This window comes from Mesorhizobium sp. P160927, from assembly GCF_057766385.1.
On record NZ_JBYMDW010000001.1, the window covers coordinates 4,169,860 to 4,193,376 of the forward strand.

Annotated in this window: 21 protein-coding genes and 1 tRNA gene; 6 read left to right on the forward strand and 16 right to left on the reverse strand. The window is 62.1% G+C overall.

Features of this window, described 5'->3' with window-relative positions; all coding sequences use genetic code 11:
• Window positions 1-58: 58 nt before the first annotated feature.
• Window positions 59-1,687, reverse strand: a complete 1,629-nt coding sequence (locus tag AC3CB8_RS20405; RefSeq protein WP_023784021.1) for a DNA alkylation response protein — start codon at window positions 1,685-1,687, stop codon at window positions 59-61.
• Window positions 1,688-1,905: 218 nt separating this feature from the next.
• Here AC3CB8_RS20405 and AC3CB8_RS20410 point away from each other — a divergent pair, with 218 nt between their 5' ends.
• The 4 genes from AC3CB8_RS20410 to dprA are packed head-to-tail and all read left to right on the forward strand — an operon-like array spanning window position 1,906 to window position 5,925.
• Window positions 1,906-2,868: an aspartate carbamoyltransferase catalytic subunit gene (locus AC3CB8_RS20410; protein ID WP_023784020.1), complete on the forward strand. Its 963-nt coding sequence runs from the start codon at window positions 1,906-1,908 to the stop codon at window positions 2,866-2,868.
• Window positions 2,868-4,154 carry a dihydroorotase gene (locus AC3CB8_RS20415; RefSeq protein WP_023784019.1) on the forward strand — a complete coding sequence of 429 codons (1,287 nt, stop codon included), beginning with the start codon at window positions 2,868-2,870 and terminating at the stop codon, window positions 4,152-4,154. The genes AC3CB8_RS20410 and AC3CB8_RS20415 overlap by 1 nt, the downstream gene beginning before the upstream one ends.
• A 53-nt stretch (window positions 4,155-4,207) precedes the next feature.
• Entirely contained in the window at window positions 4,208-4,795 is a 588-nt protein-coding gene (gene plsY, locus AC3CB8_RS20420) for a glycerol-3-phosphate 1-O-acyltransferase PlsY (protein ID WP_023784018.1), read from the forward strand.
• On the forward strand, window positions 4,792-5,925 hold the full coding sequence (dprA, locus tag AC3CB8_RS20425) for a DNA-processing protein DprA (protein WP_352565340.1): 1,134 nt from the start codon (window positions 4,792-4,794) through the stop codon (window positions 5,923-5,925). Before plsY ends, dprA begins: the two co-directional genes overlap by 4 nt.
• A gap of 6 nt (window positions 5,926-5,931) precedes the next feature.
• Here dprA and AC3CB8_RS20430 read toward each other — a convergent pair whose 3' ends face one another.
• From AC3CB8_RS20430 to AC3CB8_RS20450, 5 genes are all read right to left on the reverse strand, one after another.
• Window positions 5,932-6,144, reverse strand: a complete 213-nt coding sequence (locus tag AC3CB8_RS20430) for a hypothetical protein (protein ID WP_352549397.1) — start codon at window positions 6,142-6,144, stop codon at window positions 5,932-5,934.
• Window positions 6,144-6,944, reverse strand: coding sequence for a trehalose-phosphatase (gene otsB, locus AC3CB8_RS20435; RefSeq protein ID WP_023784016.1), 801 nt, complete (start codon window positions 6,942-6,944; stop codon window positions 6,144-6,146). Before otsB ends, AC3CB8_RS20430 begins: the two co-directional genes overlap by 1 nt.
• The gene (locus AC3CB8_RS20440; RefSeq protein WP_352565378.1) at window positions 6,944-8,719 is read right to left on the reverse strand and encodes an alpha,alpha-trehalose-phosphate synthase (UDP-forming); all 1,776 of its coding nucleotides are present in this window, start codon (window positions 8,717-8,719) and stop codon (window positions 6,944-6,946) included. The genes otsB and AC3CB8_RS20440 overlap by 1 nt, the downstream gene beginning before the upstream one ends.
• Before the next feature lie 106 nt (window positions 8,720-8,825).
• Window positions 8,826-10,988, reverse strand: coding sequence for an amylo-alpha-1,6-glucosidase (locus AC3CB8_RS20445; RefSeq protein WP_023773849.1), 2,163 nt, complete (start codon window positions 10,986-10,988; stop codon window positions 8,826-8,828).
• A 45-nt stretch (window positions 10,989-11,033) separates the two neighbouring features.
• Complete coding sequence (locus tag AC3CB8_RS20450; protein ID WP_488377340.1) at window positions 11,034-12,095, reverse strand: glycosyltransferase family 4 protein; 1,062 nt, start codon at window positions 12,093-12,095, stop codon at window positions 11,034-11,036.
• 177 nt (window positions 12,096-12,272) lie between these two features.
• Between AC3CB8_RS20450 and AC3CB8_RS20455 the strand changes: the two genes are divergently transcribed.
• Window positions 12,273-12,758, forward strand: coding sequence for a hypothetical protein (locus tag AC3CB8_RS20455; RefSeq protein ID WP_352565336.1), 486 nt, complete (start codon window positions 12,273-12,275; stop codon window positions 12,756-12,758).
• Window positions 12,759-12,812: 54 nt separating this feature from the next.
• On the opposite strand, the gene AC3CB8_RS20460 is transcribed toward AC3CB8_RS20455, so the two are convergent.
• Window positions 12,813-12,888: transfer RNA gene (locus AC3CB8_RS20460), tRNA-Lys, on the reverse strand.
• A 252-nt stretch (window positions 12,889-13,140) separates the two neighbouring features.
• On the opposite strand from AC3CB8_RS20460, the gene AC3CB8_RS20465 reads away from it, so the two are divergent.
• Entirely contained in the window at window positions 13,141-13,611 is a 471-nt protein-coding gene (locus AC3CB8_RS20465) for a BA14K family protein (protein ID WP_023773852.1), read from the forward strand.
• 105 nt (window positions 13,612-13,716) lie between these two features.
• Here AC3CB8_RS20465 and AC3CB8_RS20470 read toward each other — a convergent pair whose 3' ends face one another.
• The 9 genes from AC3CB8_RS20470 to glpD all read right to left on the reverse strand — a co-directional run bounded on the left by AC3CB8_RS20470 (window position 13,717) and on the right by glpD (window position 23,419).
• Window positions 13,717-14,193 carry a DUF6882 domain-containing protein gene (locus AC3CB8_RS20470; RefSeq protein ID WP_352565334.1) on the reverse strand — a complete coding sequence of 159 codons (477 nt, stop codon included), beginning with the start codon at window positions 14,191-14,193 and terminating at the stop codon, window positions 13,717-13,719.
• Window positions 14,194-14,224: 31 nt separating this feature from the next.
• A complete protein-coding gene (gene glpK / locus AC3CB8_RS20475) occupies window positions 14,225-15,718 on the reverse strand; it encodes a glycerol kinase GlpK (protein WP_352565332.1) in 1,494 nt (497 codons plus the stop codon).
• 96 nt (window positions 15,719-15,814) lie between these two features.
• Window positions 15,815-17,539 carry an ABC transporter substrate-binding protein gene (locus tag AC3CB8_RS20480; RefSeq protein ID WP_023773855.1) on the reverse strand — a complete coding sequence of 575 codons (1,725 nt, stop codon included), beginning with the start codon at window positions 17,537-17,539 and terminating at the stop codon, window positions 15,815-15,817.
• A 79-nt stretch (window positions 17,540-17,618) separates the two neighbouring features.
• A complete protein-coding gene (locus AC3CB8_RS20485; protein ID WP_352565330.1) occupies window positions 17,619-17,906 on the reverse strand; it encodes a DUF2160 domain-containing protein in 288 nt (95 codons plus the stop codon).
• Window position 17,907: 1 nt separating this feature from the next.
• Complete coding sequence (locus AC3CB8_RS20490) at window positions 17,908-18,726, reverse strand: carbohydrate ABC transporter permease (RefSeq protein ID WP_435053050.1); 819 nt, start codon at window positions 18,724-18,726, stop codon at window positions 17,908-17,910.
• Between the two features lie 100 nt (window positions 18,727-18,826).
• Window positions 18,827-19,693 carry a carbohydrate ABC transporter permease gene (locus tag AC3CB8_RS20495; RefSeq protein WP_015317735.1) on the reverse strand — a complete coding sequence of 289 codons (867 nt, stop codon included), beginning with the start codon at window positions 19,691-19,693 and terminating at the stop codon, window positions 18,827-18,829.
• On the reverse strand, window positions 19,694-20,761 hold the full coding sequence (locus AC3CB8_RS20500; protein ID WP_352565328.1) for an ABC transporter ATP-binding protein: 1,068 nt from the start codon (window positions 20,759-20,761) through the stop codon (window positions 19,694-19,696).
• Window positions 20,762-20,770: 9 nt separating this feature from the next.
• Window positions 20,771-21,850, reverse strand: a complete 1,080-nt coding sequence (locus tag AC3CB8_RS20505; protein ID WP_352549379.1) for an ABC transporter ATP-binding protein — start codon at window positions 21,848-21,850, stop codon at window positions 20,771-20,773.
• A 42-nt stretch (window positions 21,851-21,892) separates the two neighbouring features.
• On the reverse strand, window positions 21,893-23,419 hold the full coding sequence (gene glpD, locus AC3CB8_RS20510) for a glycerol-3-phosphate dehydrogenase (protein ID WP_023773860.1): 1,527 nt from the start codon (window positions 23,417-23,419) through the stop codon (window positions 21,893-21,895).
• Between the last annotated feature and the right edge of the window lie 98 nt (window positions 23,420-23,517).

Here is a 23,517-nt window from a genome sequence, read left to right on the forward strand (position 1 = left end):
GCGACGACGGGGTCACTGGGGATTCCGGCAACGCCCTCGAACATGAATGGCGTCTCCGTCAATTCACCGGCGGATAGAGCGTATCGATGATCATGCGCGCGTCGTGGCGCGAATCGAGCATGCCGTAAGTATTGCGCCACTGGCCCGCGAGCCGCGTCTCGACGAAAGCATCGGCGATCCGCCCTGCCCCGAGTCGACGCAACTCGGCGGCCGCCGCGGAGAGCGCAAGCTGTTCCGTCAGCAGCCGGGCCGAGCCCTCGTCGGTCGAAGCGACCTGCATGGCCGCCTTCAGGACGCCGATCGTGCCGCGCCCGCCGGCGCCGAGGTCGCGGTCGATACCGGTCAATACCTCTTCGAAAAGCCCCGGCGCGCGGCCAAGCACGCGCAGCACGTCGAGCGCCATGACATTGCCCGATCCTTCCCAGATCGCGTTGACAGGCGCTTCGCGGTAATAACGGGCGAGCGGAGCTTCCTCGACATAGCCATTGCCGCCAATGCACTCCATCGCCTCGTAAAGCAGCGGCGGCGCGATCTTGCAGACCCAGTATTTGACGACCGGCGTCATGGCGCGGGCGAACGCCGCCTCGCCGCGATCGCTCGCCGCCTCGTCGAAGGAACGCGCCAGCCGGAACGACAGGGCGGTCGCCGCGGCAACATCGAGCGCCATGTCGGCCAGCACGCGCTGCATCAACGGCTGCTCGATCAAGGTCGAACCGAACACCTGGCGATGGCGGGCATGATGGATCGCTTCGGCCAGCCCCGCCCGCATGATCGCCGAAGACGCCACCGCGCAGTCGAGCCGGGTCAGCGTCACCATGTCCATGATCGTTTTGACGCCGGCGCCGGGTTCGCCGATCATCTCCCCGATGGCGTTGACGAATTCAACCTCGGAAGACGCGTTCGAGCGATTGCCGAGCTTGTCCTTCAGCCGCTGGAAGCGAAAGCCATTGCCAGACCCGTCGCCGAGCACGCGCGGCACCAGGAAGCAAGACAGTCCCTCCGGAGCCTGTGCCAGCACCAGGAAGGCATCCGACATCGGCGCCGACATGAACCATTTATGTCCCGTCAGGCGGTAGAAGCCGTTGCCGACGCGTTCCGCCCGGGTCACATTGGCACGCACATCGGTGCCGCCCTGTTTCTCGGTCATGCCCATACCGAGCGTCAGTCCGGTCTTCTCGACCGGCGGCTTCTGGCTCTGGTCGTATTTGCGCGTCGTCACGCGCGGTGCCCATTCGCGAAACAGTTTTGGGCTTGCCATCAATGCCGCCAGCGAGGCGCTGGTCATGGTGATAGGGCAGAGATGCCCGGTTTCGAGTTCCGCCGTCAGGTAAAAACGGGCGGCCCGTACCTGATGGCGGCGGCCGATCTCGGCGTCGCCATTTTCCCAGACAGAGGAATGCAGCCCGTTGGCCACCGAGCGGCGCATCAAGGCGTGATAGGCGGGATGGAATTCGACCAGGTCGATGCGCCGTCCCTGGCGATCATGCGTCCTGAGTTTCGGCGTCTCGACATTGGCGAGGCGCGCCAGCTCCTGCGCTTCTTGCGTCACCACGAAACGGCCGAGCCCGTCGAGATCCTTGCGCACCGGCTCGGAAAAGCGCTCGGCAAGTTGGATCAGCAACGGATCGCCTCGCCAGGCGTTGCCGCCCGTCAGCGGCGGCGGCTGATTCGTTACGTCGTCGGTCACGCCCAATCCTTCTAGCCAATCCTTCTGGAAAAGCCCTATTGTCGGAAAGCCTCGAATCCGGGGCCGTCGGCTTAGGTATAGCCAAGCGTTGCTGCGCGCGCGATGAAAATACCGGCCGATTCAATCGGCTATCTACACGAAAAAATCGAGGAGAACGGCGTCAATCCGAAGCGGGTGCTTGCGGGCGCGATATCCGCACCCTATAGCAGCCCCTTGAGATGACCGACGCTTCGTCCCTGCCACTCTACCCTCACCGCCATCTTCTGGGCATCAGCGATCTTTCGCCCGCCGACATCGAGCTTTTGCTCGACAGGGCGGATCGGGCGGTCGCGATCTCGCGCCAGTCCGAGAAAAAGACCTCGACGCTGCGCGGCCGCACCCAGATCAATCTCTTCTACGAAGCGTCGACCCGCACGCAATCCTCGTTTGAACTGGCCGGAAAGCGGCTTGGCGCCGATGTCATGAACATGTCGGTGGCGAGTTCCTCGGTAAAGAAGGGCGAGACGCTCATCGACACCGCGATGACACTCAACGCCATGCGGCCCGACATATTGATCATCCGCCATCAGTCGGCGGGCGCGGCGGCGCTCCTGGCGCAGAAGGTCGGCTGCTCGGTGGTCAATGCCGGCGACGGCGCCCATGAACACCCGACACAGGCGCTGCTCGACGCGCTCACCATCCGCCGCGCCAAGGGTGCGCTGTCGAAGCTGATCGTGGCCATCTGCGGCGACATCCTGCATTCGCGTGTGGCACGCTCCAACATCATGCTGCTCAACGCACTCGGCGCACAAATCCGGGTGGTGGCGCCCTCGACGCTGTTGCCCTCGGGCATCGACAGAATGGGCGTGATCGTCTGCCGTTCGATGGCGGAAGGCCTGAAGGACGCGGATGTGGTGATGATGTTGCGCTTGCAGCGCGAGCGCATGGAAGGAGCCTTCGTGCCGTCGGTCCGCGAATATTTCCGTTATTTTGGTCTGGACGCCGAGAAACTGAAGGCCGCCAAGGATGACGCGCTTGTCATGCATCCTGGCCCGATGAACCGCGGCGTCGAGATCGCGTCCGAAATCGCCGACGGCCCGCAAAGCGTCATCCAGGAGCAGGTGGAAATGGGCGTCGCCGTGCGCATGGCGGTTATGGAAGCGCTGCTCGATCCCCGCCGTAATCAAGAAGGCCGCGCCTGATGAGCATCACGGTCTTTGAACGCGCCCGCATCGTCGACCCGTCACGCGGCCTTGATGAAGTCGGCTCCGTCATAGTCGAAGGCAGGAAAATCGTTGCCGCGGGCAAGGCGGCGTTGAACCAGGGCGTCCCCGACGGCGCTACGGCGATCGACTGCGCTGGCAAGGCGATCATCCCCGGCCTGATCGATGGTCGGGTCTTCATCGGCGAGCCCGGCGGCGAGCATCGCGAAACCATCGCTTCGGCAAGTGTCGCCGCGGCGGCCGGCGGCGTCACGTCCATCGTGATGATGCCAGACACCGATCCGGTGATCGACAATGTGGCGCTGGTCGAATTCGTGCTGCGCACCGCCAAGGACACGGCCGTCGTCAATATTTTTCCCGCCGCCGCCATCACCAAGGGCCTCCACGGGCGCGAAATGACGGAGTTCGGCCTGCTGCGCGAGGCGGGTGCGGTCGCCTTCACCGATGGCAGGCATACCATATCGAGCGCGCTGGTGATGCGTCGCGCGCTAACCTATGCGCGCGATTTCGGCGCCACCATCGTCCATGAAACGCAGGATGCCGATCTTGGGTCGTCGGGCGTCATGAACGAAGGCCTGTATGCCAGTTGGCTCGGCCTCTCTGGCATTCCGCGTGAGGCCGAATCCATCCCGCTCGAGCGTGACCTCGCGCTAGCGCGCCTGACGCAAGGTTCGTACCACGCCGCGAAGATCTCGACGGCAATGGCGGCAAGCGCCGTGGCGCGTGCGAAGGCCGACGGCGCTGCAGTGACATCGGGCGTGTCGATCCACAATCTGTCGCTAAATGAAAACGACGTCGGCGAGTACCGCACCTTCTTCCGCCTGACGCCGCCGCTGCGGGCGGAGGAAGACCGGCTGGCGATGATCGACGCGGTCAAGGACGGAACGGTCGATGTCATCGTCTCCTCGCACGATCCGCAGGATGTCGATACCAAGCGCCTGCCCTTCGCCGACGCCGCGGCCGGTGCCATTGGCCTCGAGACCCTGCTGGGCGCGGCCCTGCGCCTCTACCACAATGGCGACGTGCCCCTGCTCAGGCTGATCGAAACCTTGTCCACCGCGCCGGCGAGGCTGTTTGGATTGGCCGGCGGCACGCTGAAGCCAGGCGCCGTCGCCGATCTTGCACTTGTCGACCTCGATGAACCCTGGATAGTCAGTGAAAGCGGTATCCGCTCGCGCTCGAAAAACACCTGCTTCGAAGGCGCGCGGCTGCAAGGCAAGGTCTTGCAAACGCTGGTCGCGGGCCGCACAGTATTTTCTGCCTGAGCCGGCGGTAGCCATGCGAGATCAGGCATGGTTGGGGGAACGCGGGGGGAACAATGACTTACAGCCCAATCCTAGCGCTGGTATTCGGCTATCTGCTGGGCTCGATACCATTCGGCCTGCTACTTACCCGCGCGGCCGGCCTTGGCGATGTGCGCAAGATCGGTTCAGGCAATATCGGCGCCACCAATGTGCTGCGCACCGGCAACAAGGGGCTTGCCGCCGCGACTTTGCTGCTCGATGCGCTGAAAGGCACGGCCGCCGTGCTGATAGCGGGCCATTTCGCGCCTGAAGCCGCGATCTGGGCAGGTCTCGGCGCCTTTCTGGGTCACCTGTTCCCGGCATGGCTCGGCTTCAAGGGTGGCAAGGGCGTCGCCACTTATCTCGGCGTGCTGGTCGGCCTTGCCTGGCAAGTCGCATTGATCTTCGCTGTCGTATGGTTGGTGATGGCTTTCCTCTTCCGCTACTCATCGCTGGCGGCACTGGCAACTGCCGTGGTGGTGCCGATCGCGCTTTGTTTCCTGAGCACGCCGCGGATAGCCATTCTGTTCGTGGTGATGAGCATCATTGTCTTCATCAAGCACCGAGAAAACATTTCGCGGCTGATTGCCGGCACCGAAGGCAAGATCGGAGCCAAGGGATGAGCGAACCGGCCGCCGGGCCGCGTCTCACCGATCGCCAGCGGCTGAGCTGGCTGCGGCTAATCCGCACCCAGAATGTCGGCCCGGCCTCCTTTCGCGACCTGATCAACCGTTTCGGTTCGGCCGAAGTCGCGTTGGAAATGCTGCCGGAACTGATGATTTCCGGCGGCGCCAACCGGATCGTGCGCATCCCTTCCCTTGCCGAGGCCGAGGCCGAGATGGAGGCCGCGCGGCGAGTTGGAGCACGCTTTGTCGGTATCGGCGAGGCAGAATATCCGCCCCTGTTGCGCAGCATGGACAATCCGCCGCCGCTGCTGGCGGTCAGGGGCAATGCCGCGGTCTTCCGGTTGCCGGGTGTTGCGATTGTCGGCGCGCGCAACGCATCGCTTGCCGGAATCAAGATGGCGCGCATGCTGGCAGCCGATCTCGGACGAGACGGCTACGGCATCGTCTCCGGCCTCGCACGTGGCATCGACACGGCGGCGCATCAGGGCAGTCTCTTGACCGGTACGGTCGGCGTGCTCGCAGGTGGGCTCGACCTGCCCTACCCGCCCGAAAATGCCGGTCTGTGCGATGACATTGCGGAGCGTGGCGCCGTCATCTCGGAAATGCCGTTCGGCTGGCAGCCGCGTGCCCAGGACTTCCCGCGCCGCAACCGCCTTGTGGCGGGCGCGGCTCTTGGGCTGGTGGTGGTCGAGGCAGCGCAGCGCTCAGGCTCGCTGATCAGCGCCAGGCTTGCCGGCGAGATGGGCCGGCTGGTCTTTGCGGTACCCGGCTCGCCGCTCGATCCGCGCGCGGCCGGTACCAACGGTCTGCTCAAGGACGGCGCCACGCTGGTCACCGAAGCTTCGGATATTTCCAGGGCGATCCTTCCGCTGACCGGCATGCGAGCGCCTGATCTGCCGCCGTTTGAGGACCCACCCGACTTTTCGGCCACACCGCCACCAGGCGAGAGCGACCGAACCCAGGTGATCGAGGCGCTGGGGCCGACACCGGTGCCGGTCGACGAGATCATCCGCCACACCGGCCTGCACCCTGCCCAGGTCTTCATGGTGCTGCTTGAACTCGACCTCGCCGGCCGCCTCGAGCGTCACGCGGGTGGAAATGTGTCGCTTGTTTTGGGGGAAGGCTAACCGCCCTCAATGGCGGCTGGTCTTTTTATCTCCGGTCTCGTCGTGATCCTGCATGTTGGCGCCTAAGAAATCCTTTTGAACAAACTGGCGCCAGACCTCGTCCGCGTCCTGCGGGCGCGACGGATCGAAACTCTGCTGGCTCTCGTGCGTATTCGGGAGCGACCGCCGGCGTAGCCAAGCAGGCATGATCTCCAAGATGAGACTGGTGAATTGGGTCATCACGGACTCCTTCGGTGCGAGGGGTCGACCAGACCGGTCGATCCATCTAAATTCCGCTTGCACACCGCACCTAGCCAAGCCAAGGCCTCACCGACGTCGGCAAGCACATGGCGCGCCGCTGTCGGTCCGTGCGGTTTGATGCGGATCGACATGCCGTCAATCTCATTGACGGCCTCGAAACCATTTTCGTCGGATGTGTCGTCGCCAAGAAACACCGGCCGCCGCCCCTCGAAGGCCGGCAGATCCAGAAAGCGCCTGATGGCCGCTCCCTTTGCTGCGTCCAGCGGCATCAATTCAACGCCGGCATTGCCGGCCAGCACCCGATATCCCGTAGGCAACCTGCCCAACGCCTGTTCGACCAATTGCGTCGCGCGCTGCAACAGTTGCGGTGCCGCGCGCGTGTGGACTGCCAGGATCGGTCCCTTGCGCTCGATATAGACGTCCGAACTGCCCAGCTCCGCTTCGATTTCCTCGGCGAGTGCCGCAATGTCGGCCGGCTCTCCCGCCGCCTCGACCGGGCCATCACGGGTGAGCCTGTGCTCAAGCCCATACAGCCCGGCGGCGCGCAATCTGAGCGGCTGGAAAAGATGATCGACCGCGGCGATCGATCGTCCCGTGATGAACGCCAGAGCTCCATCCAATTGCAATTCGAGCCTCGCCAGCAGCGTACGCAATTCATCGCCGACAACCACCGCATCGGGATGCGCGGCATGTTCGAGAAGCGTGCCATCTATGTCCAGGAACAAGGCCCACGGCCCTGTTGGGAGCTCAGGCACGGGGAGTTTTGGCAAAAGCGACATCACAGCGCCGCCACCCGTCTGCGATCGAGTAGCGAGATCACGTTGCCGGACGACGTCGGGGCTGCGCCGACGGCGCGATCGACCGCAACGCGTTTGCGCAGGCGCGCGGCATCGAGAAGCATGCTGCCTGCCCACCGGTAGACATTGTTGTCGCGAACGACCTCACGCATCCTTTGCATGCGCTGCCGCTGCTCGTCCGGCGACATCGTCAAAGCCTGCAGCAGGGCGTCGCCCATCATTGTGGCGTCGTACGGATTGACGATCAGCGCTTCCAGCAGTTCCTTGGAGGCGCCGGCGAACATGCTGAGCAGCAGGACCCCTTGTTCGTCATCGCGCGCCGCGACGAATTCCTTGGCCACCAGGTTCATGCCGTCATGCAGGCTCGTGACCATGCAAACGTCGGCGGCCCGGTAGATTTCGTAGACCTGTTCCTGCGAATGATGTTCCGTGACCATCAGGACGGGAGTGTAGCCGTCGCGGCCATAGCGCCGGTTGAGATCCTCGGCTTGACGCAGACACTCGTCGTGCAACTGTTGGTATGCGGGTAAGGTGCCGCGGCTGGGGGCCGCGATCTGCAGGAAGGCGACCTTGCCAATCCATTCCGGATGGAGCCTCAGCAGTTCGTCGAGTGCGGTAAAGCGATCGAGGATACCCTTGGTGTAGTCGAGACGTTCGACCCCGACACACAGCCTGACATCGTCCGCCAGCCCGAATTTTTCACGAACATGCCGCCGGCATTCCGCCACGTCGGGCAGTTGGGCCTGTCGCGCCGGCTCCCATTCGATTGAAATCGGATACGCGTGAACCAGGCTGATCTGGCCGCCGTAGGAGATGGCGGAATCCTCGCGCTCGATCCTGCTCTCCAGGAAGCGGTCGACGCTATCGATGAAGTTGTTGCAATGGAACTGGGTGTGGAAGCCGACGATCGAACTGCCCAGCAATCCTTCGAGGATCTTCTCGCGCCATGGGCAGATGCTGAACACCTCCGAATTCGGCCATGGGATGTGCCAGAAGGTAATGATGATCGCTTCCGGCAGTCGCTCCCGGATCATCCGCGGCAACAGCGCGAAATGGTAGTCCTGGACCAGCACGATGGGCCGCTCATTGCGTGCCTCCGCGACGACGGTGTCGGCGAATTTGCGGTTGACCGCCTCGTAGGCCTCCCAGTCGGAGGCACGGAATATCGGTCGGGTGAAGGCTATGTGGCACAGCGGCCAAAGCCCCTCATTGGCAAAGCCGAGATAATAGCCTTGCTGTTCTTCCTCGCTCAGCCAGACACGGCGCAACGTATAGGAAGGGTTTTCCGGCGGCACTGCAATGCGGTCGTTTTCATCGACCACCAGCGTATCGGCCGAACCGCCGCCATACGCGATCCATGTGCCCGCACAGGCGCGCGTGATCGGCTCCAGGGCGGAGACCAGCCCGCTGGCGGGTACGACCAGCTGGATGTCGTCGCCCTCGCGGTTATGGATGTAGGGTTCGCGATTTGACACCACGATCACCTGCGCATCGGGAAGTTCCTTCGCCAGAATGTGACGCAACGTTTCCGGCGACCATTGGACGAGCGCGGCGGCTGCGGATTGCCCGTTCTTTTCGAACTCCGGCAATGGACTGCGAACGGATCCTGCTTCCAGACGAGCGAGCTTGGCGTTTCTGGCCTGGCGCGCCCGTGACAGCACCACCGCGAGCGTGAGGCTTAAGATACCGACAATTACGAGAATGAGGAGCCACAGTGCGGCCGAGGGGACGACCAGGTACGAACTGTTGTCGGGCATTTCGAACTGATTACCTTTCAATGCGATACGGAAGGTCCACCGACAGGAACTCCAGCATCCTTGGCGTGGTGATCCAACGTTCAGCACACATGATGGTTCCGATTTTTCAACTCTTGACCACCAGTGGCACCAACCCTTCATGCGCATCCGCGAGGAAGGCGCCGACACGATCCCCCACGCGCTGAAACGTCAGGTCCACGGCCACATGTCCAACCGAGAGATGGCGAATGACAAGATTGTCGATGCCGATCGGCAAGTGCGGCCGGGTCACGTGAATTTCGTTCGTCCAACCGTCGATCTGTAGGCCGAGGCAGGCCTGCATGAGCATGAAGGCGGAGCCCGCGGACCAGGCCTGCGGCAGGCAAGCCACCGGATAGGCAATCGGCGCTTCGCCGGCCGAGCGCGTGAACCCGCAGAACAGTTCGGGTAGCCGCATGTTGAAATGAACCGCGGATTCGAAGGTCCCGCTCATCAACCGCACCACGCTGTCGCGGATGCCGTATCGTGCTAGCCCAGCAGCGCAGATCGCGGTGTCGTGCGGCCAGATCGAGCCGTTATGATAGGACATCGGATTGAAGAAGATCGCGTCGTCCGCCAACGTTCTCAGCCCCCAGCCCGAATGGAACGAAGCCGACAGCAGCTGGTCGGCGACCATGCGGGCGCGATCCGGATTGGGAAGGCCGACATAGAGCAGGTGACCCGCATTTGACGTGCGCACCTTGCAGGGTTGGCCATCGCCATCGATCGCCAGCGCATAGTAGCCAAGCTCTTCGATCCAGAAATGGCGTTCGACTTGTTGGCGAATGGCATCGGCGCGCAGCTCCCAATTCTCCGCCCGCTCCTCTTCGCCGCGCAGCCGCGCCAGCTTTGCCAATCCCCGGAATGCCGCAAAGACGTAACCCTGCACCTCGACCAGCGCGATCGGCCCTTTCGGAATGCGGCCGTCGGCATGGAAGACGGAATCGAAGCTGTCCTTCCATCCCTGGTTGGCAAGGCCGGATTCCGCGGCGCGCTGATAGGTAAGAAACCCTGTCGAACGGCTCGCTGTCTCGATCCACTCGGCGGCGGCGCACAGCGATGGCCAAAGCCCATCGATGAAAGCCGTGTCTCCCGTGCGGTCCGCATAGGCGCAGGCGAGATGGATGTAGAGCGGCGTCGTATCGACGCCGCCATAGTAGCGGCCGAACGGCAACTCGCTCAGCGCCGCCATCTCGCCCTTGCGGGTCTCGTGCATGATCTTGCCGGGCTCGGAATCGCTGAAGGAAGAGGTCTCGGTCGCCTGGTGCTGGGCGAGAAAGGCAAGCACGCCGCGAGCCAGGCCAGGATTGAGCCAAAGCATCTGCAGAGCTGAAATCACGCCGTCGCGGCCGAAGGCGGTGGAGAACCACGGGATCCCGGCATAGGGGTAAGGCCCGGTCGCCAGTTCCGTGGTGAGCAACGCCACATCGGCACGCGCCCGTTCCATCCAATCATTAAAGACGCGGCCTGAACTGTGCAGCGTTGCCCCATGCCGGCGCTTGGCGCGCATGCCGAAACGGGCGCGCGCCGCGGCGGACCGGAACCGATCAGTTTGCGGGCGGGCCGCTGTCTTGCTTCCCACCTCTACGTACAGCGTCTGGCGGCTGCGCTTGGTGACAGCAATGAAGAAATCCGCCCGCTCGGAGGTCAGGTGATCCGGCGGCTGTGAAAACGAAATGGCCGATGTCCGCACGACCTTGTCCAGCCCTTCGTAGCGGTGCACGACCGAACTCTGATCCATCTCGGCCGTGTGCGCGGTGCCACGCTTGGAGCGGGTCGAGCCCCGGACTTCGAACATGTCGCGAAAATCGACACCAAAGCGCAGTGATACCAAGACCGTCGAATGCTCCCGGCTATAATTCGAGAGCGTGATGCGTTCATATAGCCTCTCCTGCCACAGAAGCCTGACCCGCTCGATATGGATCGCGCCCTGCGGGATCTGGCGGCCCGCGGCGCTCTCGATCGGCAGATTGGTCAGGTTGCTGGTGAACAGGACGTTGTCCTGGCTGAGCGATGCGCCAAGCAGCGACAGCGATCGTCCGCCAACCGTCAGGCGAAATTCGGAGAGCACGCGCGTGTCGTCGCGGAAGAAGCCGTCGCCGGCGCCGCGTATGTCGCCGTAGGCGTCGGCGACGGCAAAGCAATCGCCATGCTTGAGCGCGTAAAGCCGATGCGGCTCCCTGGGCGCGGTTTCGTCCAGGGAAGCCAGTGCTATCGCAGGATCGAGCTTGCGCTCGTCGAGTTGGGTAATGGTCAAGAAGATTGTCCCGTGCTGGTTTCCGAACGGGTTGAAGATCTACGAGGCCCTGCTCTCTTCGTGGCCGCTGGTCAGCCGCGAATAAGCCTCGACGTAATCCCTGGCCATTCTGTTGGCCGAAAACCGCCTTTCGAAGGCCGTTCTTATTCGTCGCCTGTCGAGTTGCAGGAGAGCCGGCATCGAGGCGACGGCATCTTCGATGGTTTCGACGACAAAGCCGGTGACCCCATGATCGATGATCTCGGGCATGGCGCCGCAACTCCAAGCCATGACCGGGGTTCCGCACGCCATGGCCTCGATCACCGCAAGCCCGAAGGGTTCTGGCCAGTCGATGGGAAACAGCAAGGCGGCCGCATTGCCCAGAAACCGGGCCTTCTGGTCCTCGCCAATCTCGCCGACATACTCGACCCTGTCGCCATCGATCAGCGGCTGCACGACTTCCTCGAAATAAGCGCGGTCGCCATCGCCGACCTTGGCGGCGAGCTTCAGTTTCAGGCCGGTTCGGCGGGCAATCTCGATTGCCCGGTCCGGCCGCTTGTCGCGTGACATTCTGCCGAGAAAAGCAAGGTAGGTACCGTCCGAACCGGCCTCGAAATCGGCCTCATAAAGGTCAAGCGGCAGCCCGTGATGGATCGTCGCCAGCCAGTTCGCGGATGCGAACCGCGCCCGCTGGCTGCGGGATATGGAAATCATCGGGAACCCTGGGAACCGGTCATAGGCCTGCGCGAGGTCCGCGTAATCCAGCCTGCCATGCGGCGTCGTCACCGTGCGCTGCGGCATATCACGGAAAAACGGGAAATGCAGGAAATGGCTCAGATGGAAATGCACGACGTCGAAGTCGTCGGCCCGTCTGCGCACTTCGTCGAGCATCGACAAATGCGCAGCGATCTCCGACTTCAGCGGACGCGGATCGAGACGAAGCGCCCTTTCGCGGCATGGCACCAGTTTGGCGGAGCTCTTCGTGTCGCCGCTGGCAAACAACGTCACCTCGTGGCCGAGATCGACGAGAGCTTCGGTAAGATATGAGATGATACGCTCGGTACCCCCGTAAAGTCGTGGCGGCACCAATTCGTAGAGTGGTGCGACATGGGCAATCTTCATGTCCGGCGTCCCTCAATGAGCTGGTCATAGAGGCAAAATGCATCAGGGCCCGGATCGTTCCTATATCAGCGCAAGATGCGTCGAATGATCGATCCGTCCCCTGTTTGAGTAGATCCGCCGCCCTATTTCCTTTTGGTGCTGTCGACCTTGCGCTTGCGGCAGTCGAAGGAGGCCCAGATGCAGGAACCCAGGAATATCGCAGCCCGGCGTCTGAGCATGATCATCGAGCAATATGTCGAGGCCAGAAAACGGCATTTTGGCTTTGTGTCGACGGACCAGGCTGCCCGAGTGATCCGCAGAACCCTGAGGCCCGATCCTTCGGAGCCAGCGTTTTCCGATCACGACCTCGACGACATGGTCGCCGCCCTCGCCGTGAAAAACGGCTTGGCCGTTATCTTCGACCGTGGCGTGCGGGGACCGGCCAACGGCTCCGAGGCCGACCTGAACAGAAAGGAACCGATTATGCGAGCACCGAAGGAGACCCCGGATGTTGCCGGCGCGGTGGACGCTATCCTGAGCGATCGCACTGCCCAGCTTTCGATGAGCGCGGTGATCTCGTTGCTGCGCGAACGGACCGGAACCAAGCGATCCGACGCGGATCTGGAAGGTTTGGTTGCTAAGAAAGCCGCCGTTTTGGACGTGCACCTGTCACGGGGCGTCTGAGCAGTCGTTGCACGCCGCACAGGCAAATCAAAGCGCTGGCATGTCATTTGACAATGGTGAGCGCGATGGGATTCGAACCCATGACCTACTGATTAAAAGTCAGTTGCTCTACCGGCTGAGCTACGCGCTCCCGGGGGCTCGAAAAGGCCGCCCTCGAAATTGCGCGGAACATAGGGAGAGTGCCGCGACCGGTCAACCGGAAAAGATGGGTCTCAAATCCGCTCTCTGCCCTAAATCGCTGCCCCTTGCTTGTTCCCCGGTTCTGGCGAGCAGCCCGGCGGTTTTGGTTCAGTCCGGCCATGGAGGCCAGCAGGGGGAACAAATCGGACGCACTATCGTTTTTCGCCAAAGGGACGTTCGCAAACCCTCGAGGAGAATACCAATGAATAGAATTACGACAGGCCTGCTTGCCGCCACCCTTTCGGCCACATTCGTCGCGGCGGAGGTGGTGCCGGTCAACGCCCAGCCCAACTATGTGCCACTCTCCCAGGCGGCAACGCCGGATGTTCAGACGGTGCAGTACCGGGAGTGGAGGAGAAACCGCTCTTTCGATCGCAATTTCTCGCGCAATCGAAGCTTCAGCCGCAACGGTGACATGTATTGGAATGGCCATCGCGGCTATCGTGAATATCGCCGCGGCTATCGCCGTCATGGCGACTACTGGTTCCCGCTGGCCGCCTTCGCGACTGGCGCGCTGATCACCGGCGCGATTGTCAACAACGAGAACAACCGCGTCTATGAAGGCAATTCGCACGTTCAGTGGTGCTACGATCATTATCGGAGCTACCGCGCTTCCGACAACACCTTCCAGCCGAACAATGGTCCTCGTCGGGAGTGCCGTTCGCCTTACTGATCTGGTTGGCGGAATTCGCCAATCCTTTGAAGCCCGCGCCGCAAAGCGCGGGCTTTTTGCGATGCATTTTTTTGAACTCGTACACAGCGAACCGAAGGCCCTGCATCAGCTAGCCCACTTTATACTTTTCAAGATCAGATAGAGCCCTCCACCTGCACCCCGCAGGGAACGATAGGCGCCGAGGGCCTCGCAAACTCGAACCATCGTCCCGGCCAGTTCCCAACCGAGCGCTTCAAGATCATCGCCGGCATCCGTTACATAAGGGTGAGCAAGTTCGTCGATGCCGTTGTCCTCTCCGAAGGATCGAACGCGTTTTGCATCCTCAAGCAGTTCACCAGGCATATTCGAATTGGCCCAGGCCCAAAGCCAGTAGCCGGCCTTGGCGCTCGTCGAGCCCGCGACCTGAACCTCCGTGACCACCTTGACGATCCCTTGCTCCGAGAAGAGCAGCTTTCCGGCCGTCAGATCGTAATCATAGCGTGGCCAGTGGCCGAGGCGGAAATCTTTCTCCAACTGGGCATTCTTGGCGACGAGCTGTTTGAAAGCATCGTCACGCCATGCGGGATACCAGTCCGGCTGCATGTGCCCTCCTCCTCACCGAGTCGCGCTCGTGTTATGGCATGCTCAGCGTCCTGCGCACAGCATCGCGCCACCCAGCAAGCTTGGCGGTGCGCACGGAGGCGTCCATCTGCGGCTTGAACCGTCGCTCAAGCGCCCAGCTTTTCGCGAACTCCCCGATCTTCGGCCATACGCCCGCCTTCGAACCAGCGAGCCACGCCGCCCCCAGCGCGGTCGTCTCCAGAATTGTCGGCCGGTCGACCGGCGCGTCGAGAATGTCGGCCAGGCGCTGCATGGTCCAGTCCGATGCCACCATGCCGCCATCAACCCTGAGCACCGTCTTTGCCTTGGCGCCCTTCCAATCCTTGTGCATGGCGTCGAGCAGGTCGCGGGTCTGGTAGGCAACGGATTCCAAAGCCGCACGGGCAAACTCGGCCGGGCTGGAATTGCGCGTCAGACCGAAAATCGCCCCTCTCGCGTCCGCGTCCCAGTGCGGCGCACCAAGCCCGACAAAGGCCGGCACCAGATAGACGTTTTGCGTCGGATCGGCCTCCGCCGCCAGCTTGCCGCTCTGCTCGGCCTTGCCAATCACCTTGATGCCGTCGCGCAGCCATTGCACGGCAGCCCCAGCGATGAAGATCGAGCCTTCCAGCGCATAGGTGGTCTTGCCATTCAGCCGATAGGCAATGGTGGCCAAGAGCCGGTTCTTCGACCGCACTAGGTCGCTGCCGGTGTTGAGCAGCGCAAAACAGCCGGTGCCATAGGTCGATTTCATCATGCCCGGTTCGAAACAGGCCTGGCCAATCGTTGCTGCATGCTGGTCTCCGGCAACGCCGAGGATTCTGATTTCGGCGCCAAACAGGTTTTTCTCAGTGGTTCCATAATCATCGGCGCAATCCTTGACTTCGGGCAGTATCGCGGCGGGGATACGCAGGATGGCCAGCAGCTCCTCGTCCCAGGCATTCTCCGCGATGTTGTAGACCAGCGTGCGCGAAGCGTTGGTGGCATCGGTGGCGTGAACCTTGCCACCGGTCAGCCGCCAGATCAAAAAGCTGTCGATGGTGCCGGCGAGCAGCTCGCCCCTCTCGGCACGCTTCCTCGCGCCCTTCACCTTGTCCAGCATCCAGGCGATCTTGGTGCCGGAGAAATAGGGATCGACCAGCAAGCCGGTCTTGCGGGTGAATTTCTTCTCGAGCCCCTGCTTCCTGAGCTTCTGGCATAGGGGTGCGGTGCGGCGGTCCTGCCAGACAATGGCGTTGTGGATCGGTTTGCCGGTCACTTTGTCCCAGATGACGACCGTCTCGCGCTGGTTGGTGATGCCGATCGCAGCCACATCCGAAGCGTCGCGGCGGGCATTCTTCAGCGCGGCCTTCACAGTCTCAACGACGCTCGACCAGATCTCCTCCGGATCGTGTTCAACCCAGCCTGAGGCCGGATAGTGCTGGGTGAATTCCTTCTGCCCGCTGCCCGCGACCTTCATCGAGCTGTCGAACAGGATCGCCCGGCTCGATGTCGTACCCTGGTCGATCGCAAGGATATATCCGGTCATTCTCCCTCCCGGTAAGCAGCTTATACGAACAGGGGAGACGGCAAGATGCCGCCTCCCCGATCATTATGACGCCGGCGCGAACGCCAGCACCAGAATTTACTTCTGCCAGCTCTTCACCAGCTCGTCGTAGTTGACGGTGATCGGCTTGTCCTTCTCCTTCTCGAGCTTCAGCTGAGGCGCCAGATTGCCGCCCTTGACCGCATCGGCGTTCCAGTAGGCAAGGTCATGCTCCTCGGCCATCTTCGGTCCGATGTCGCCCTGGACACCGGATTTCTCGATACGTGCCATCACTTTTTCCTGATCGGCGCAGAGCGAATCCATGGCTTCCTGCGGTGTCTTGGCACCAGACGATGCGTCACCGATGTTCTGCCACCAGAGCTGCGCCAGCTTCGGATAGTCCGGCACGTTGGTACCGGTCGGCGTCCACTGCACACGGGCCGGCGAGCGATAGAACTCGATCAGACCGCCGAGCTTCGGCGCACGTTCGGTGAAGCTCTTGTCATGGATGGTGGAGTCGCGAATGAAGGTCAGGCCAACCTGACTCTTCTTCACATCGACGGTCTTCGAGGTGACGAACTGGGCATAAAGCCAGGCGGCCTTGGCGCGGTCGGTCGGCGTCGACTTCATCAGAGTCCAGGAGCCGACGTCCTGATAGCCGAGCTTCATGCCGTCCTTCCAGTAGGAGCCGTGCGGAGACGGCGCCATGCGCCACTTCGGCGTACCGTCGTCGTTCATGACCGGCAGGCCGGGCTTGACCATGTCGGCGGTGAACGCTGTGTACCAGAAGATCTGCTGGGCGACATTGCCTTGCGAGGGCACGGGGCCGGACTCGGAGAAGGTCATGCCCTGGGCTTCCGGCGGCGCATAGGCCTTCAGCCAATCGAGATACTTCTGGATGGCATAAACCGATGCTGGTCCATTGGTGTCGCCGCCGCGCGCGGTGCACGAGCCGACAGGCCGTGAATTCGCATCGACCTTGATACCCCATTCGTCGACCGGCACGCCGTTCGGCAGGCCCTTGTCGCCATTGCCGGCCATCGACAGCCAGGCGTCGGTGAACCGCCAGCCGAGCGACGGATCCTTCTTGCCGTAGTCCATGTGGCCATAGACTTTCTTGCCGTTGACGTCGCGGCCAGTGAAGAATTCGGCGATGTCCTCATAGGCCGACCAGTTGACCGGCACGCCGAGATCGTAGCCGTACTTGGCCTTGAAATCGGCCTTGTTCTTCTCATCGTTGAACCAGTCGTAGCGGAACCAGTAGAGGTTCGCGAACTGCTGGTCGGGCAGTTGGTAGAGCTTCTTGTCTGGCGCGGTGGTGAACTTCGTGCCGACGAAATCGTCGACGTCGAGCATCGGATCGGTAACGTCCTTGCCTTCGCCCGCCATCCAGTCGGTCAGGTTGCGCACCTGCTGGTAACGCCAGTGGGTGCCGATCAGATCGGAATCGTTGACCCAGCCGTCATAGATGTTCTGGCCGGTTTGCATCTGGGTCTGGATCTTCTCGACGACGTCGCCTTCCTGAATGACGTCATGCGTGACCTTGATGCCGGTGATGGCGGTAAAGGCCGGCGCCAGCACCTGAGACTCGTACTGGTGGGTGGTCAAGGTTTCAGACACGACTTTGATTTCCATGCCGGCGAAGGGCTTGGCCGCGTCGATGAACCACTGCATTTGCTTTTCCTGGTCGGCGCGGGAAAGCGTCGAGAGCGGGCCTATCTCCTTGTCGAGAAAGGCTTTTGCTTCATCCATCCCGGCATAGGCATTACCGGCCCCGAGCAATAGGACAAGGGCCGTCGTCGATGTTAAAAATTGCCGTCGCATGTGTTCCTCCACAGTTAAAATGTTTCAAGTACGATCTGGAGCGGCCACCGGCACGCGACCGCTCCAACAGTTTCCCCCTCTATACGTAGCGGAACACGCCGATGGCGTAGACCACGGAGAGAGCGAGAGCCCACCACAGGTTGGGTCCGACTAGACCCAGCCAAGTGAGATGGATAAAGGCGCTGCCGAGCAGCGACAGGAAAAGACGATCGCCGCGCGTCGTCTCGAAGCGCAGGATGCCGACGCGCGGATTGCCGCCCGGCGAGGCGTATTCCCAGACGCCCATGCCAAGCAAAAGCAGCGCTATGACGGTGAAGAACGCGGCCGTCGGCCAGGTCCATGCCATCCAGGAGAAGTCGAGGTTCATGTTACACCCTCCCCAGGGCAAAGCCCTTGGCGATATAATTTCGCACGAACCAGATGACGAGCGCGCCGGGGATCAGCGTCAGCACGCCGGCGGCGGCGAGCAGGCCCCAATCCATGCCCGAGGCCGATACCGTACGCGTCATGGTGGCGGCGATCGGCTTGGCGTCGGTGGTGGTCAGCGTGCGTGCGATCAGCAATTCGACCCACGAGAACATGAAGCAGAAGAAGCAGGCCACACCGATGCCGCTCGCGATCAGCGGCATGAAGATCTTTACGAAGAAGCGCGGGAAGGAATAGCCGTCGATATAGGCGGTCTCGTCGATCTCCTTCGGCACGCCCGACATGAAGCCCTCGAGAATCCACACCGCCAGCGGAACGTTGAACAGGCAATGCGCCAGCGCCACCGCGATATGCGTGTCGATCAGCCCGAAGGCCGAGTAGAGTTGGAAGAACGGCAGTGCGAACACCGCCGGCGGCGCCATGCGGTTGGTCAGCAGCCAGAAGAACAGATGCTTGTCGCCAAGGAAGCGGTAGCGCGAAAAGGCATAGGCCGCCGGCAGCGCCACCGATACCGAAATCACCATGTTCATGACAACATAGGTGATCGAGTTGATGTAGCCGGAGTACCAGGCCTTCTCGGTGAAGATGGTGACGTAGTTGGCGATTGTCGGTGTGTGCGGGTAGAGCGTCATCGAGTTGACGATCTCGGCATTGGTCTTGAAGCTCATATTGATGAGCCAGTAGATCGGCAGCAAAAGTACGATGATGTAGAGCGTCGGCACGATCCACCACCAGCGTGATTCCTCGCCGCGCCGGCGCATGCGCCTGTCGAGATCGCTCTGCGACAGCGTACCGGCCAGACTTTCCGAGGCGGTCCGGTTCATCACATTGCGCTCGGTTCGTTCATTGGCGCCAGCCATTTCAGCGCTCCGCGTCGTAATTGGTCATCACGGTGTAGAACACCCATGACAACAACAGGATGATGAGGAAGTAGACCAGCGACATGGCGGCCGCCGGGCCAAGGTCGAATTGGCCGAGCGCCGTCTTGACGAGGTCGATCGACAGGAAGGTCGTCGAGTTGCCCGGCCCGCCGCCGGTGACGACGAACGGTTCGGTGTAGATCATGAAACTGTCCATGAAGCGCAGCAGCACGGCGATCAAAAGCACGCGCTGCATTTTCGGCAGCTGGATGTAGCGGAATACCGCCCAGCGCGAGGCCCCGTCGATCTTTGCCGCCTGGTAGAAGGCATCGGGGATCGAGACCAGGCCGGCGTAGCAGAGCAGCACGACAAGGCTGGTCCAGTGCCAGACATCCATGACGATGATGGTCACCCAGGCATCGAACGGATCTTGCACGTAATTGTAGTCGATGCCGAGCGCATTGAGGTAATAGCCCAACAGCCCGATGTCGTTGCGACCGAACACCTGCCAGATGGTGCCGACAACGTTCCACGGGATCAGCAGCGGCAGCGACATCAGCACCAGGCAGACCGGCACGCCCCAGCCCTTCTTCGGCATGTTGAGCGCGATGAAAATGCCGAGCGGCACCTCTATTGCCAGGATGATGAAAGAAAAGATCAGGTTGCGGACCATCGCTTCCCAGAAGCGGCTGGATGAAAGCAGTTCCTCGAACCATTCGGTGCCGGCCCAGGTGAAGACATTGTTGCCGAACGTGTCCTGCACCGAATAGTTCACGACCGTCATCAGCGGGATGACGGCGGTGAAGGCTACCAGCACCAGCACCGGCAGCACGAGGAACCAGGCCTTGTTGTTCCAGGTCTTGTCCATCTATGCCCCCATCTCGACACGCCAGGAATCGGCATAAATGTTGATGCCGGCCGGATCGAACCGCACCTTCGGTTCGGCCGGCACCGTCTCGTCCTCGCCGATCACCGCCGCGATCTCCCGGCCCTCGAGCTTGGCACGCACCACCTTGTGGCGGCCGACATCCTCGACCTTGGTGATTGAAACAGCCATGCCGTCGCGGCCGAGTCGAACATATTCCGGACGGATGCCAAGCTCGACGGCGCCGGGGGCCGCCTTCGGCGCGCCCGGCAGTTCGATACGCTGCGAGCCGAGGGTCGCCGTCTTGCCGTCGATCGCCACAGGCATGACGTTCATGCCCGGCGAGCCGATGAAATAACCGACAAAAGTATGGCGCGGCCGCTCGAACAGCTCTGCCGGCGTGCCGATCTGCACGATGCCGCCATCATACATGACCACGACCTGGTCGGCGAAGGTCAGCGCCTCGGTCTGGTCGTGCGTGACATAGACCATCGTGTAGCCGAAGCGGCGATGCAGCTGTTTCAATTGCGAGCGCAGCACCCATTTCATGTGCGGGTCGATGACGGTCAGCGGTTCGTCGAACAGGATGGCGTTCACGTCCGAGCGCACCAGCCCACGGCCGAGCGAGATCTTCTGCTTCTGGTCGGCGGTCAGGCCCCTGGCCTTCTTGTTCGCCCAGGAAGCGAGGTCGATCATCTCCAGCGTCTCGCGAACCTTGCGGTCGACATCTGCCTCCGGCACGCCGCGATTGCGCAGCGGGAATGCCAGATTGTCGTAGACGGTCATGGTGTCGTAGATCACCGGGAACTGGAAAACCTGCGCGATATTGCGTTCCTGCGTCGACAGATTGGTCACGTCCCTGCCGTTGAACAGCAACTGGCCGTGCGAGGGATGCAGCAGGCCCGAAATGATGTTGAGCAGCGTGGTCTTGCCGCAGCCGGACGGTCCGAGCAGCGCATAGGCACCACCATCCTCGAAAGTGTGATGCACTTCGCGCAGCGCGAAATCGGCATCCTTGCGCGGGTTCGGCAGATAGGAATGCCTGACATGGTTGACGTCGATACGCGCCATATCGTCCTCCTACGCCGCCAGCTTCGCCGCGGTCACGGCGCGGCCGTGCTCGTCGAAGACCATGATGTGACGCGGATCGATGAACACTTCGACCACCGCGTCTGTCTCGAAATCCCTGATGCCGTGGGTCAACATCACCCAGCGCACATCGGCAAAGTCGAGATGGATGAAGCTTTCGGATCCGGTGATTTCCGTGATGGTGACCTTCGCCCGCACCGGCACCGCGGAGGCATCGGGCCGGTCGAGCGAAAGATGGTGCGGCTGGAAGCCGACCGTATAGTTCGCATCGGCGATGCCGACGAGGTCAGCGGGCACCGGCAGCTTGACGCCGCCCTCAAGCAGAAAATCCGCCCCCTTCTTGGCCAGCACGATGGTGTTGAGCGGCGGATCGGCGAAGGTCCTCGCCGTCACCAGGTCGACCGGTTTGCGGAATACGTCGATGGTCGGCCCGAACTGGGTGATGCGGCCTTCCGACAGTGTTGCCGTATTGCCGCCGAGCAGCAGGGCCTCATGCGGCTCGGTGGTGGCATAGACGAAGATGGTGCCGGCGGCCGCAAATATCCTCGGCAGTTCGGCTCGCAACTCCTCGCGTAATTTGTAGTCGAGATTTGCAAGCGGTTCGTCGAGCAGCACAAGGCTGGCATTCTTGACGATGGCGCGCGCCAGCGCGGTGCGCTGCTGCTGCCCGCCCGACAGACTGAGCGGCGTGCGGTCGAGATAAGGGGTCAGTTTGAGGAGTGCCGCCGCTTCGCGCACCTGGCTGTCGATCTTGCCCTGCTCGACGCCGGCCACCTTGAGGGGTGAGGCGATGTTGTCATAGACCGTCATCGCCGGATAATTGATGAACTGCTGGTAGACCATGGCGATCTTGCGCTTCTGCACAGGCGTGCCGGTGACATTCCGGCCGTCGAACCAGACCGAGCCGGAGGTCGGCACATCGAGGCCGGCCATCAGCCGCATCAGGCTGGTCTTGCCCGAAAGCGTGGGCCCAAGCAAAACGTTGAGCGAGCCGTGCTGAAGCGTCAGCGACACGTCCCGGATGTGCTCGACCGCACCGACCGTCTTGGTGACGTTCCTCAGTTCCAGCATGACGCCTCCTCCCAGGCTTTCCGCATCAGCTCAAAACCCTCTTCATTCGGCGGCCGCGACGTGCTGCCGGCTTATGCCGCGCATGAATTCATCGAGTGCCGCGACCTGCTCGCGGTTAAGATGCAGGCCGCGCTTGGTCCGCCGCCACAGCACGTCTTCCGCCGTGACAGCCCATTCGTTTTCAACGAGATAGCGCACCTCGGCCTCGTGGAGATCGCCACCGAAATTGCGGCCGAGATCGGCAATCGACTTGGCCAAGCCAAGCAGCATCTGCGCGCGCGTGCCGTAGAGCCTCGTCAGCCGGCGCGCCAAGCGCTGGTCGAGGAAAGGATAGGCGCTTTTCAGCTTCGCCACCTGCGCATCGAAACCCGTGGCAGGAAAATCGCCGCCCGGCAGCGGCGCATCTGATGTCCACGGCTTGCCGCGCTTGCCGAGAAAACCTTCGATCTTCTCCAGCATCGATTCCGACAGCCGGCGGTAGGTGGTGATCTTGCCGCCAAACGCGTTGACCAGCGGCGCGGCGCCCTCGCCGCCATCCGCCTTCAGCACATAGTCACGTGTCGCTTCCTGCGCCTTGGAGGCGCCGTCGTCGTAGAGCGGACGCACGGCCGAATAGGTCCAGACGATGTCGGAACGCTTGACGGGAACCGCGAAATATTCGCTGGCCGCGGCACAGAGATAGTCGATCTCGGTGTCGCTGATCTTCACATCATGCGGATCGCCGGGATAGTCCTGGTCGGTGGTACCGATCAGCGTGAACTCGTCCTCGTAGGGGATGGCGAAGATGATGCGACCATCCTTGTTCTGGAAGAAATAGGCGCGCGGGTCGTCGAACTTCTTGGCGATAACGATGTGGCTGCCCTGCACGAGGCGGACATTGTGCACGTCGTTGAGGCCAACAACGCCGGACAGCACGTGGTCGACCCATGGACCCGCCGCATTGACCAGCAACCGTGCCTTGACCTCTTCGGTCTCGCCGGTCTGCAGGTCCTCGATCTTTATCGCCCAGATTCCGCCCTCGCGGCGCGCTCCAACCACTTGGGTGCGAGTGCGGATCGTTGCGCCCCGGTCAGCGGCGTCACGTGCATTCAGCGCCACCAGCCGCGCATCGTTGACCCAGCCATCCGAATATTCGAAAGCCTTTTTGAACAGCGGCTTCAAAGGCTTACCTGCCGGATCGCTTGCCATGTCGAGCGTCCTGGTCGCTGGCAGCAACTTGCGCCCGCCGATGTGGTCGTAGAGGAAAAGGCCGAGCCGGATCAGCCAGGCCGGGCGCAGACCCTTGGCATAGGGCAGCACGAAGCGCATCGGCCAGATTATGTGCGGAGCGTTCTTCCACAGAACCTCACGCTCCATCAGCGCCTCGCGCACCAGGCGGAATTCATAAAATTCGAGATAGCGCAACCCGCCATGTATCAGCTTGGTCGAACCGGATGAGGTTCCGCTGGCGAGATCGTTCATTTCGGCGAGAAAGACCGAGAACCCGCGTCCCACGGCATCACGGGCGATGCCGCAGCCGTTGATGCCGCCACCAATGACGAAAATGTCCTGGACTGAAGATGTGTCCACCTAACTCCTCCACGATTTCGCATTGCACCATTTTTGCTCTTATGCGAAACCGTGGAGGGATTATTTCGAACTCATAACGAATGTCAAACGAAATATCG

Coding starts and splice junctions, on each gene's coding strand:
- glpK (WP_352565332.1), bottom strand. CDS start 15,718: ATGACCGGATATATCCTTGCGATCGACCAGGGTACGACATCGAGCCGG.
- plsY (WP_023784018.1), top strand. CDS start 4,208: ATGACTTACAGCCCAATCCTAGCGCTGGTATTCGGCTATCTGCTGGGC.
- dprA (WP_352565340.1), top strand. CDS start 4,792: ATGAGCGAACCGGCCGCCGGGCCGCGTCTCACCGATCGCCAGCGGCTG.
- AC3CB8_RS20410 (WP_023784020.1), top strand. CDS start 1,906: ATGACCGACGCTTCGTCCCTGCCACTCTACCCTCACCGCCATCTTCTG.
- AC3CB8_RS20440 (WP_352565378.1), bottom strand. CDS start 8,719: ATGCCCGACAACAGTTCGTACCTGGTCGTCCCCTCGGCCGCACTGTGG.
- AC3CB8_RS20470 (WP_352565334.1), bottom strand. CDS start 14,193: ATGCAGCCGGACTGGTATCCCGCATGGCGTGACGATGCTTTCAAACAG.
- AC3CB8_RS20455 (WP_352565336.1), top strand. CDS start 12,273: ATGCAGGAACCCAGGAATATCGCAGCCCGGCGTCTGAGCATGATCATC.
- AC3CB8_RS20430 (WP_352549397.1), bottom strand. CDS start 6,144: ATGACCCAATTCACCAGTCTCATCTTGGAGATCATGCCTGCTTGGCTA.
- AC3CB8_RS20450 (WP_488377340.1), bottom strand. CDS start 12,095: ATGAAGATTGCCCATGTCGCACCACTCTACGAATTGGTGCCGCCACGA.
- AC3CB8_RS20415 (WP_023784019.1), top strand. CDS start 2,868: ATGAGCATCACGGTCTTTGAACGCGCCCGCATCGTCGACCCGTCACGC.
- AC3CB8_RS20500 (WP_352565328.1), bottom strand. CDS start 20,761: ATGGCGCGTATCGACGTCAACCATGTCAGGCATTCCTATCTGCCGAAC.
- otsB (WP_023784016.1), bottom strand. CDS start 6,944: ATGTCGCTTTTGCCAAAACTCCCCGTGCCTGAGCTCCCAACAGGGCCG.
- AC3CB8_RS20480 (WP_023773855.1), bottom strand. CDS start 17,539: ATGCGACGGCAATTTTTAACATCGACGACGGCCCTTGTCCTATTGCTC.
- AC3CB8_RS20465 (WP_023773852.1), top strand. CDS start 13,141: ATGAATAGAATTACGACAGGCCTGCTTGCCGCCACCCTTTCGGCCACA.
- AC3CB8_RS20505 (WP_352549379.1), bottom strand. CDS start 21,850: ATGCTGGAACTGAGGAACGTCACCAAGACGGTCGGTGCGGTCGAGCAC.
- AC3CB8_RS20490 (WP_435053050.1), bottom strand. CDS start 18,726: ATGCGCCGGCGCGGCGAGGAATCACGCTGGTGGTGGATCGTGCCGACG.
- AC3CB8_RS20495 (WP_015317735.1), bottom strand. CDS start 19,693: ATGGACAAGACCTGGAACAACAAGGCCTGGTTCCTCGTGCTGCCGGTG.
- AC3CB8_RS20485 (WP_352565330.1), bottom strand. CDS start 17,906: ATGAACCTCGACTTCTCCTGGATGGCATGGACCTGGCCGACGGCCGCG.